Source organism: Acinetobacter rudis (genome assembly GCF_000829675.1).
GTDB lineage: Bacteria > Pseudomonadota > Gammaproteobacteria > Pseudomonadales > Moraxellaceae > Acinetobacter > Acinetobacter rudis.
Genome location: NZ_BBRX01000041.1, coordinates 24,498 through 36,835 on the forward strand (window position 1 = coordinate 24,498; position 12,338 = coordinate 36,835).

General features: G+C 39.7%; 7 protein-coding genes and 1 pseudogene. 1 reads left to right on the top strand and 7 read right to left on the bottom strand.

Features of this window, described 5'->3' with window-relative positions:
• Positions 1-53: 53 nt before the first annotated feature.
• On the top strand, positions 54-1,232 hold the full coding sequence (benE, locus tag Aru01_RS11750; protein ID WP_016655730.1) for a benzoate/H(+) symporter BenE: 1,179 nt from the start codon (positions 54-56) through the stop codon (positions 1,230-1,232).
• Between the two features lie 47 nt (positions 1,233-1,279).
• Here the strand turns inward: benE and Aru01_RS11755 are convergent, their stop codons facing one another.
• From Aru01_RS11755 to Aru01_RS11780, 7 genes and pseudogenes are all read right to left on the bottom strand, one after another.
• Complete coding sequence (locus Aru01_RS11755) at positions 1,280-2,140, bottom strand: hypothetical protein (RefSeq protein WP_016655729.1); 861 nt, start codon at positions 2,138-2,140, stop codon at positions 1,280-1,282.
• 195 nt (positions 2,141-2,335) lie between these two features.
• Complete coding sequence (locus Aru01_RS11760) at positions 2,336-3,904, bottom strand: alkaline phosphatase D family protein (protein ID WP_370736887.1); 1,569 nt, start codon at positions 3,902-3,904, stop codon at positions 2,336-2,338.
• Between the two features lie 24 nt (positions 3,905-3,928).
• Positions 3,929-4,489 (bottom strand): annotated as a pseudogene (locus Aru01_RS18865) (alkaline phosphatase D family protein); the annotation flags it as partial.
• Positions 4,490-4,501: 12 nt separating this feature from the next.
• Positions 4,502-4,930, bottom strand: coding sequence for a PhoD-like phosphatase N-terminal domain-containing protein (locus Aru01_RS11765; protein WP_051145769.1), 429 nt, complete (start codon positions 4,928-4,930; stop codon positions 4,502-4,504).
• A gap of 288 nt (positions 4,931-5,218) precedes the next feature.
• Positions 5,219-7,426, bottom strand: coding sequence for a TonB-dependent siderophore receptor (locus tag Aru01_RS11770; RefSeq protein ID WP_162183612.1), 2,208 nt, complete (start codon positions 7,424-7,426; stop codon positions 5,219-5,221).
• 287 nt (positions 7,427-7,713) lie between these two features.
• Entirely contained in the window at positions 7,714-10,467 is a 2,754-nt protein-coding gene (locus tag Aru01_RS11775; RefSeq protein WP_042111391.1) for a TonB-dependent receptor, read from the bottom strand.
• A 340-nt stretch (positions 10,468-10,807) separates the two neighbouring features.
• Positions 10,808-12,334, bottom strand: coding sequence for a DHA2 family efflux MFS transporter permease subunit (locus tag Aru01_RS11780; protein ID WP_042111393.1), 1,527 nt, complete (start codon positions 12,332-12,334; stop codon positions 10,808-10,810).
• Positions 12,335-12,338 lie beyond the last annotated feature (4 nt).

Here is a 12,338-nt window from a genome sequence, read left to right on the forward strand (position 1 = left end):
CCATCCCCACTCTAACCTAGGATTATGGACAGTAAGCAAGGAGGCTTTCATATATGTCTAAACTACTGCAACAATTACGTGAAGACTGGTCAGTTTCAGCCACAGTGGCTGGATTTCTGGCCGTACTCATTTCCTATTCTGGCCCTCTAATCATTTTCTTCCAAGCCGCGCAGCAAGCCCAAGTTTCAACAGAAATGATGATTTCTTGGATTTGGGGGATCTCCATTGGTGCTGCAGTTGCAGGTACGTATTTATCCATTAAGTTTAAAATCCCTGTAATTACAGCTTGGTCTGCGCCAGGTACTGCTCTACTTGTCACTTTATTTCCTGACGTGTCACTCAATGAAGCAGTTGCTGCTTACATCACGACTGCTGTTGTGATTTTTTTGATTGGCATTAGCGGTTATTTTGACAAATTACTCAAATGGATTCCTCAAGATGTTGCCGCAGGTATGATGGCTGGCATCTTGTTTCAATTTGGTTTGGGACTTTTTATTGCTACAGATACTATGCCTTTACTGGTATTTTGTATGCTGGTGGTGTTTTTATTGGCTAAGCGCTTTTCACCACGTTATGCCATGGTATGGGTTTTGATTAGTGGCATTGGGCTAAGTTTAATCATGGGAACGATGAATCCTGTCGATGTGCAATTTAGCCTAGCAATACCTCAGTTTATTATGCCTGAATGGACTTTAAGCTCGACGTTAAACCTCGCTTTACCGTTGATTATTGTCAGTTTAACAGGACAATTTTTGCCTGGCATGGCCATTATGAAACTGAGTGGTTATGACATGCCCGCTAAGCCTATTATTGGCGTGACCAGTATTGCCTCTCTTGCTGTGGCTTGTGTTGGTGGAATTACCATTGTTTTAGCGTCGATTACTGCCGCGCTATGTATGGGTAAAGATGCACATGAGCTTAAAGATAAACGCTATATTGCAGGTATTGCCAATGGTCTGTTCTATATCTTAGGTGGACTATTTGCAGGCAGTATTGTCATGCTTTTTAGTTTATTACCTAAAGAGCTGGTAGCTGCCTTAGCTGGACTTGCACTTTTAGGAGCAATTGGGACCAATATCGCCGTTGCTATGCGTGATGATGCACATCGTGATGCAGCCTTAATTACGTTTTTGGCGACAGCATCAGGCCTACATTTCCTCGGTCTAAGCTCAGTGTTTTGGGGGATTTGCCTTGGTCTAGTGGCACATGTGATCTTAAGTAAAAAGAGCTAAGCTATTCATCCTAGCCTTCTGCTTAAAAAGGAGAAGGCAGGCTTAGACTATTTTTTGATTGGCTTGGCTTCGACAAAGACATTATTCTTAGTATCAAATACAAAGCTCTTATGACTTATCTCTGCTTTTTTCAACTTGCCTCCTATACCGCGGTAAGTCACTTGAATCGGATAATACGCTGCACCATTAGGCATAACTTTTAAGGTAGAAGTCGTAGTCCATGCCATTTCTGGACGGTCAGCATAAAAACTACTGGTATCTCCTCCAGCATCACCAATAAACACTAACTGAATCTGCTCTTGTTCTCTAAGTAATAATCCATACCAACCAGAGGAACGCTGTCCACCTGCACCAGAGAACTCTGCCTCAAAATAACTTCCTGTCAGTTCTTTACCAAAGGGCTGCATATTTTTATTTACCTGAGTCAAATCAAGTTTTAACTCTCCATTACCTCCGGGTAAATCCTCCATATCAAAAGTGGCACTGACGAGGTAATAGCGCTTATCAATTTGCTTGAAAATAAACATGTCCGCATTGGGACTACAGGCACGGCAGCTCATAATTTGGCCATCATAATAATTATTTTTTTGTACAACGACCAAGTACCGAGTTTCACCCGCAGTATTCTTATAAGTCACTACGGGTAACATACTGAGTAAATATTCTCTTTGCTCTTCACTTCTTGCTTGAATAATTGCTTTGGGTGCTTTGGAAATCTCTTGTAATGCAGCAGGCACAGCAAGTGGTTTTGTTTGATAGACACGATTGAGTATTTCATCAAAATCTAAACTTTTTACATTGACCGTAGTTTTCTCATAAACTAAAGCTTGTACTGGTTTTGCCATAGCCACAATAGGTAGTGCTGACACCGATAAAGCCATGATTGTGGCACGCAGATATTTTTGCACAGGAATTCCCTTAAGTTTTAGAAGTCTAATAGTAAAATCGTCAATATATATTAGTGCTGTTTAATTTAAATCACAAAAGCCAATTACCTCAACCCAATGATCAAAAGTAAATTATAAGTAAAAACGCTGCTTTTAGTTTTAACACCAGTAACAGTGAGTACGATTAAATGCAGCCTATGACATGATTAACTTGGCTCAGTTATTTTTAATTGCCGCTAAAAATAATTGCGCATAAGGATTAGATGGGTTTTCTTCGACGAATTTTTCTACGCCATACTGCATTTTTTGACCTAACCGGGACTCTACTGATGTACTGTAATGCATCTGTTTTACACGCTGAGACTGTTCGATGACTTGTGAGCCAACAGCTGGATTTTCATACTGTTGTACACGCTGAGGACATGCAGGCCAAACAGATGCATTGTCGGGGACCCTATCCTGATCGGTACCCGATGCGTATATGGTAAATTGACTGCGTCGCTCATAAGCGTAATCAAGTTGATTGCACATATCAATATTCATGGGATCTTCAATTTGTCCTGTGGCATCGCGCTCTACACGTAGATTATGAAAAGTGACTTGGATTTTTTCTATATCGATATTTACGGTAGAGAAACCATTGGCAACACCTTCGGCCCACTGTATATCATCACTAAAATGTATTAACAGACGGGCAAATAAATCACGCGCATCATTCTGTTTATCACTGCGTGAAGTTATCTGCGACAAGAGTTTATACAATATGCCACTGGCTTGACCACGACCGAATAACAGTGGTGCAATTCCAGAGAACAGACCTTTTGATAAATGTTCGGGTTTTAACCTCCCCGCTAATAATCCACCAAAAGAATGACTACTCATCCCTGCTCCGGCAAAATCCAACATCACTGCTTGACCTGTTTCAGGATCGTGCACACTACCAGCAAAAAAAGTGTGTAAATCACCTGTAATCGCAACTACGTTTTGAATATTATTTTGCTGAATGTATTCAAGCAAATCTTGACGTGCTTCAGGATAACCATCCCAACAGTCTGCAAATGCGATAAGCTCTTGACCAGATGCTGTAGAGGAAGACCCATCACTCAAATAATCTTGGGGGAAATTTAATTGTTGACGAATGCTATCATTGGTCATTAAGTATTTGAATGCACTAATTAAACCAATCAAGACATTGGACAGCAAATTTAAACTTTCAGGTAATTGTAACCCCTGATTGCGCAGTCTATTCACCTTAACATGCATATTTAATAATGAAACTTCATTGCCCCAGATCTTCCAAACCGCTCCACGTTGTTGTGCAGCTGTCATTGAGGATTTCCACCACTGAGTTTGAGTGATACCTAACATCGCAGTAGAAGATTCCACTCGCATTTTTTCACAAGCAAGTAAGACCTCCTTTAAAGCAGCATAACGAGCTCCCAGTCCAGTCATCCCTGTAGTGCTCTTGATTTCACTCATTAAAAGCTGTCCATCCAGCAAAGCGAATAGTTTGAAGATATCAATAACCGTAATCGTTTGTTCTAATGTAAATTCTCGATCAAAAAGTATATTTAATATCTGGACGAGTATCGGTTTAACAACGGTTAAATCAACACCGTCAATCGTACCAATGTGTGGGATTTTTCCATGATTAATCACTGAGTTGAATACGCCTTCTAAACTCATTATTCCCAATACACGCGCCTTATGAATAAACTGATAAAGCCCATTTGGATGCTGAATATCACACAACTCTCTAACAATACGATCAAAATATTCAATCATTGCAGCTGTGCCTTTTTTCTCAGGAACAGTATGGTCAGCACGATATAAACGCTCATCAGTCATAATTAGTTGCATCACCTGACCAAAGGCAAATTCACGATAAATGCGGATATTGTTATCATGCGGAAGATGATCGCTTTCAAAGCTTACATCCTGCATAGAAACAGGCATATATTCAAACCACGCTTGGTTTGCTGCACGGCGACGCGCATGTTGTCGTTGGTTCTCATCACTATAGGTTTCATGATCCATCCATGCGTCATCAGTAAATTCATGATCATCCCATATTGCGATCATCGGAAATTTTGCATGGACTGCTTGTATGCGGGGATCACTACGATATACCGAATATAGATAGCGATACTCCTCTAAACTATTTGCATAGCGTGTCCCATCTGAAGATATGCCTGTTAAACGATTCACATCAATTGCATTACGCTGATGCGCTACTTCAACTGAACCTGATTGAAAAGTCAGATCATTGGCTGTCTCATAGATATAATCGCCCAAATGAACAATGAAATCTAAATCATCAAATTCAGGACATGCGAGAACCTGATACCCTCCCCAATGATTGACTCCCCAATCTTGACAAGATCAATAGGCAAATTTTAGTGGTGTAGTCGCAGATGCTTCAGGTGCCGTTTTAGTACGCCCTTGAACTGAAATCTCTTCACCCACTATAAAGCGATACCAATAATATTGTTCTGGAACAAGGCCTTGCAATTTATGATGTACAGTATGTCCATATTTAGCTTGGACTTGTATGGGATGTGCGAGCAATAAATCTGTTTGGGTAAATAGCGGATCATCAAAAGCTACAGTAGAAACTTCAACCAATATCTCAATATCCTGTTGCATATACTGACTATTGCTACTTTCTATACGTGTCCAAAGCACAACACTATCAGCTCTTGGATCACCAGAAGCAATACCACTGGGAAAACACCAAGTACCTTTGTCATATTGTTTATAAGCCCTTTCACGCTCTGTATCAGAATCATCACCACAATCGACCATAACCATCCCCGCACCTGATATTGTGAAAAAAGCCCATTATTTTCAAAAAGCTGCAGCAAGAATTGATTTTTTTCATCACCATTATATTCAAGCAACCAGCAAAAAATTGTGAATAAATCAATGTAATAATAGTCTTAGTGATTGATTTAACTATAATAAAAGTCAAAACTCTAAAAAATTACAGCTATTATTTTGATAAAATTTTATTTTATATTGACTTATGAAATATTAAATCTGCTTAGATTACAAGCCTAGTTCCTGTAACCTAAAGCAGCAATTTTTTATTTAAAGTTTTTAATAACGCGCACGCAGCGTGAACATGTAGTTACGCGGCTCACCATACATCCAGCGATTTGCAGCATACCCCATACCTGCAAAGTAGGACTTATCAAATAGATTATTGAGATTTAAAGAGAGGTCAATTTGTGGATTAACTTTGTAAGCAACGTGAGCATTAAACACAGTAAATCCTGGGTTATGTTGCCCTGTAGTTGAATCCTCTAAACTCGATTGCGCATTTAAACCACCACCAATACTCAGACCACGATTAAAGTTATAGGTAGACCATAATTTAAAGGCATGTCTTGGCGTATAGGCTGCAAAGTTTGATCCTACAGCATAGTCCCACCATGCAGTAGAATTCGTCTTAAGGACTTGTGCATCTGTAAATACATAACTAGCCATCACATTCCACTGATCCGTGACCTTACCGACGAGTTCAAGTTCAACACCTTCAGTTTGATTTTCTCCACCCGCAACAGAACAACCAAAAGTAGCAGGATTAATTCCATCACCCTCACAATATCGATTTGGATAATGTTCTGGGTTACGGTCTAAAGTTGCTTTATTTTGATCACGCAATCTAAATATTGAAAGGGATGACTGTAGATTTCCATCATAAAATTCGCCTTTAATCCCTGTTTCCACTTGCCAGCCCACTCTAGGCTTAAGTGTATTTCCTTGCCAGTCTTGTTCAGTTTGTGGACTAAATATATCTGTATAACTCGCATACCAAGACAGGTCTTTTGAAAAATTCCATACCAATCCAGCATAGGGGGTAAATTCCATAGTGACTTTCGCAGCAGATTTCTCCCAATCACTGCTGTTGTTACTGCCAATTCCACGACTTTTCTCTTCATAATTACTAAAACGACCACCCATGGTCAGTATTAAATCATCATGTAATTTATATTTTAATGCACCATATAGACTCGATTTAACCACCTGTTTTTCAGTTTTATCTAAATTCGGATCTGGAATGGCATCAGGCCGTACAAGTGGATGTCGAAGATCACCAGAGTTCCAGTCATCGGGGCGATTGGGATTATCATAACTTGTGGCTGTTCCTACTTGATGATTACTGTTTGACCATGTTCCACCTAAAATCAAATCATGCTCTTGGTTAAGTAAATTAAACTTTCCAGATACACTGAGCTCCCCACCATATAAACTCTGCTCACTCTCTTTTTTATAGCCATAATAACTGGTTTTTTGTGTCTCAAAATTTGGCGTAGTTGCAATCGCCATTTGTGCTTTTAAATCTTGATTAAGATAGATCGTAGACAGTTTTACTTTCCAATCATTTTCAAAGGAATGTTCTAAATCTAAACGCCCTTCAAATGCATTGGGAACTTTGGTTTTGTTCCAGTCTGCACCAAAATAATCTTTACGACTAAAACCGCCCCCATGCGGCGGCCAACCATAAAATGGCACACTCTCAGACTGACTATAATTTATCGAACTGGTCAGCATGGTTTTATCTGTCAGGTCAGCCTCAACAATTGCATATGCTGAACTTCTATTTTCATTGGCATGATCATAGAAAAAGTCTTTGTCTTGGTGCGTTAAGATCACTCGACCGCGTACACTGCCTGCTTCATTTAAACGATTATTCGCTCCTACACTTACCCGTTTATTATTCCATGAACCATAAGATAAGTTCACAAAACCTTCAGCCTCGGCTGTTGGACGACGACGGATCATATTAATAATCCCACTTGGGTCGCCGTTCCCTTCCAATAATCCTGCTGGGCCTCTCAGAATTTCCACTCGATCATACATTTCCATATCACGGGCAGGTGCAAGTGTATAAGAGTCATCAGAACCTACAGATAATCCATCTTGTTGTTGAATTGCCCGATAGCCCCGAATGTTATAGCCTGTTTCTGCAAATGCGCCATTGGTGGTCACAGTCACACCTGTTGCCTGTGACATTGCTTCTTTAAGATTAGAAATATTTTGATCATCTAACTGCTGACGTGTCATCACGGATATAGACTGTGGCGTCTCTCTTAAAGATTGCTCAAATTTTCCTGTACTGACTTTTCGAGTCGTATAGGCTTGCGTCCCTTCTGTGCGTGTTGAATCTTGAGTCGCAGTCAAAGTAATCGTGGGTAATTGCACTCGATCAGCAAGTTCTGATGTAACTGTTGCTTGATTTTTATCTACTGATATTTCTTCATTTATGGGCAGAGTTTGTGCATATATAGTTGTTGTTGCCACAAATAACCCACTTCCGAGTAATCCTAAATGGATCATAATTTTTTTTAGTTTAAAACTATCACATCGCTGTTGCTGCATTATCGATCTACACTATTATCAAAGTCTATTCACTTATCAGTCGAATCAGATCGAAAATCAGCTCAATTTTTTCACGCTATTTATCAATTTTCTCATTAATGATCATTGGGTTAAAACATGAATAAAAAAGCCAAACTTAAAATGATTAAGTTTGGCTAAGTATGAGATATAAAAAATTTAAAGATTAAATCTTATTTTGAATAACAGTCTTAGAATGACAACTTAAGATTTAAATAATAGTTTCGACCAATCGCATTACTGTAGCGACTAATATAGTTTGTCCCAGACATATCTAAAGTATATGTGTCGAATAAGTTATTAATTCCAAAGCCAAGTTCAGCACTATTGATTTGTTTTACACCAGGTACTTTTATGCGAGCACGTGCAAAAATATCATGGAAAACTTCACCATCAATTTTTAAACTTTCTGATGCAACACCAGTCTGATTTAATATTGCCACTGCATTGCTAATATTATAGCCACTATAATATTGTGCGCCCCATCCAAAGGTCCAAGTATCATTCGGCTTAAAGGTAAAAGATGCATTGGCACGATGTCGAACTGGATTACCTGAAGCACTGCCATTAAGCTGACTATGCCACCCACCCACTAAACTGGCTTGCTGTGTAAACTCATCTACATAGGTATAACCCAAGTTAAGATTTGAAGCACCTAACAGACTATCAAAACTATAACTTAATGCAGTATCTATACCACTGGTCTTTAAACCTAAGGCATTAAAGGGTTGAGTATTAATCGTATCAACTTCGCCTTTGTCATTACGGATTACACGCTCTGGGAACTGAGCTTCGTTTTGTAACACATACTCAGCAGTCGGCGCAGTGATATTATTATCTTTTTCAATACGGAAATAATCTACAGACAGTCGAAGGTCTGGCACAATAGTTGGCGTAAATACCACCCCCAGATTATAGCTCTTAGAAGCTTCAGGGGTAAGCGATGGATTACCACCACTAATCGAAGTATAACCGGTCACCTCTTTACCTGTTTTGGGATCTATTAAAGTAGCGTTGTGCACATCACTACTCACAGGAAGAGCCAATTTATTTATTTCAGGTGCAATAAATCCTTCACTATATGAAGCACGCAATAATATCTGATCATTCGGTGCAAATCTAAAACCTATAGTTGGACTGATCGCATCAAACTTGGTTTTGGGTTGTATGTCATATCCGGTTAACACTGAGTTATAACCAGTGAGCTTATCCTGAATATATTGGGGAGTGCTTGAGTCAATATTAAACTCTTCATAACGTCCAGCGACTTGAACGTCGAACATTTTCGCCCAAGGTAAATTCATCTCTGGTGATATAAATGGAATGCTTAACTCTAAATAAGCACTTTTAGTTTCCATGTTACGTTCAATCGGTTTCTGCCAAGGATTATCGACATGCTGATAATCTGCAAAGCCTTCAGTTTCAGTTTTACTATACTCTAAACCACTTGCCATACTGATATCACCGGCATACCACGTATAAACCGATCCAGCACCGCGTAGTGCAAAATTATTGACTGTAGATCGGGTTTGTGTTTTTGGATAACTCCAATATTTCGAAATGACATCAGTACCCTCAGTGGTGGTATCTTTGATTAAATCGATTAAACCTGCATCAAGATCTTTGCCCCACGCGATTGCTCCTGGATTTTTACTTCCTCGGCGCGGGTAGTTCACTAAAATATCGGCTTGACTCCAAGAATAGTCCGCAGAAACTGTAAAGTCAGGAGTTAAATCAAAGGTGAACCCTGTGGCGATGCGTTTAGATTCATTCTCAGTGAGTCTATATGCCTTCTCACCCAGATCTGACCAATTCACAGGATAGTTGACCTGTACGTCTTTACCGAATGGATTTGCTGGATTATTCGCCTTATAAGTCACCACACCATAACCATGTGGCGTAGTTAAATGTTTGCCTTCTTCTTTGTCATAGGCCCCCTCTAAGTACACATTTAACCGATCAGTAAAATTACGATTAATTGCTAAACTGTACGATTCTGTTTTTGTTTCTAATGCAACTGGGCTATTGCCTGACCATGCCCCCATTTGATCGGAAAGACCTAATGCATAGCCTTTACCAAGTTTATTCGGGTCACCATCCCAACCTTTAGGGATATGTGCTGCAGTATAAGAACCATCGGCATTTTTTATACGTAAATTCACCAAATGACCCGCAGGTGGACTAGAAGCATTATGGATTGAATCAGGGTTATTTTGAAGTTGAAGAGCACGCCCCATATTGCGCCAGTTTTTGTCAAAGTGCGTTAACTCATCCTGATCACGTTTCGATGCAGTGAAGAGCACCTGAGTACGGCCATCTTCAAGTGCAAATCCTGTAACGAGATTTACCGATTTCACAGGTTGATTATTGTCTGTGGTATTTTCATATCGCACGCTGACATCTGTGCCGACATAATCACGCTTGAGCACCACGTTAATCACCCCACCAATCGCACCTGATCCATAAATCGCTGATGCTGAGGTAGGTAATACTTCAATACGTTCAATTGCTTCGAGTGGAATGTTATTTAAGTTAGGTTGGTCGTTACCTTCTGCATCGCCACGATTTCCCATACCTGCAGTACGACGGCCATTGATTAAAATCAAAGTATGATTTGTACCCAAACCACGTAAATTAATTTGGCTTGTTGTCCCTGAGAAACCTGAACCTGAAATATTAGGTGTTGAAGTTGCTTGAGGCAAAAGCTTGGTAATCAAATCACTTACGTTACTTGCACCAGTATTTTTAATTTTTTCAGCGGTAATGACAGTATAGGGCTGCACATCATCTTCTGTACGAGGGATATCCATGTTTCCCTCTTTTAAAGCCTTTTGTTTATGCTGCGCTTCCATTTCGATCACGGGTAATACAACCGCATCATCACTCAGCTCTTCTGCCCATGCAGTTGATTGCGTTGCTCCCATAAAGACAGATAAGTAAATCATACTTCTGATTATTTTGTGGTATGGGTTCTTCTTAAAATGGGTCAGTTGTAAAGCTAATGGTTGATATGACCGCAACATATCTGCTCGTCCTGTTCTATATGAAATTTACAAATTGGCACAAATCATACACTTTTAATACTTAATTACAATCATAATGATAATCATTTTCATTATATTTTATATAAAAATTCATGATAAATCCGATTTAAGTTATTTATAAATAGAGAGAAACGCTTTTAGAGCTTATCCAAAACACATCAACAAAAATGAAAAAACCAGTACTTAGACTGGTTTTTTGCTCAAGGTTTTAATTGAATACTATTGGTTAAGTCACAAAACTCTAATGTGCTTGCCCCATACCTACACTATTTTTAGGTTTTGGACAGAGCCAGATAATCAGTCCTGCAAAGATAAAAATCATCGCAAAAATGAAAAACACATGATTCACAGACAAAGTTAATGCTTCTTTATCAACCAAACTAGAAATGACTCCTAATGCCGTTTCTGAACTAAATCCATGCTGCATCAAACTCTGTTGAGTGACTTGTGTATTTAACGTCCCCACCATATCACTGCGTGAAGATTTAGCAAAATCATCCCAGAGGGTCACCGCCGCAGAAGCACCAATTGCCCCTGCCATGGTCCGAACAAAGTTCATCAACCCTGCCGCAGATGCCATTTCATCTTGGCGGACTGCTCCTAATGCCAGATTTGACAAAGGAATAAAGAAAAACGGCACTGCAAAACCTTGGATAATCTGCGGTAATGCTAAGGCCATAAAATCTGCTTGATTTGACCAAAATGCCCGCATGAGTGTAACCAGTCCCAGTACAATTAAACCAAAACATGCTAAGGCTCGTTGATCGTATTTCGTGGCCATTTTCGCAACAATAGGCGACATAGTTAAACTACCAAAGCCCATAGTTGCTGTAAGATAGCCAGCCCAAGTTGCGGTATACCCCATATTAAACTGCAACCACTGCGGTATTAATACAATACTGCCAAAGAAGGCGGCAAAGGCAAAAGCCAAAGACAGTGTTGCAATTGAAAATCCTCGATAACGAAAAATCCTCACATTGACCACAGGATGCTGATCCGTTAACTCCCAAATCATAAAGACAATGAAACCCAGAACAGTTGTAATGGCTAAACCAATAATAATGCCACTATTGAACCAGTCATATTCATGACCTAAATCCAACATTAACTGCAGTGCACCAATCCAAATCACCAGTAGGGCTAAACCAACTGCGTCAATTTTGATTTTCGCTGTTGGTGTTTCAATACCGCGTAATAACTTATAGGCACCAAATGCACACAACACTCCGACTGGAATATTGATAAAGAAAATCCAATGCCAAGACCAATTATCACTAATTGAACCACCCAAAATAGGCCCTAAAATAGGTCCAACCACCGTAGTCATGGCCCACATGCCCATGGCTTGAGATTGTTTTTCTGGCGGGAAAATACGCATCAGCAGGGTTTGTGACAAAGGCATGATTGGACCACCAAAAATACCCTGCCCAATTCGGCAAATGACAAGCATTGCTAAACTATTCGACAAACCACATAAAATTGAAAAAGTTGTAAATCCAATAAGACTCACAATAAAAATTCGTACAGCACCGAAGCGCCCTGCGAGCCAACCTGTTAAGGGTACACAAATCGCCTCAGCAACTGCATATGAGGTAATCACCCAAGTCCCTTGAGAACTTGATACAGCCAAACTTCCAGTAATATGAGGTACTGAAACGTTGGCGATGGTCATATCGAGCACCACCATAAAGTTTGCCAAAGCCAATACAAAAGCAGCCAAAATTAATGTGGTGCCTTTGAGTTGCCCTGGCAGAGTAAGAACTTTCATACGC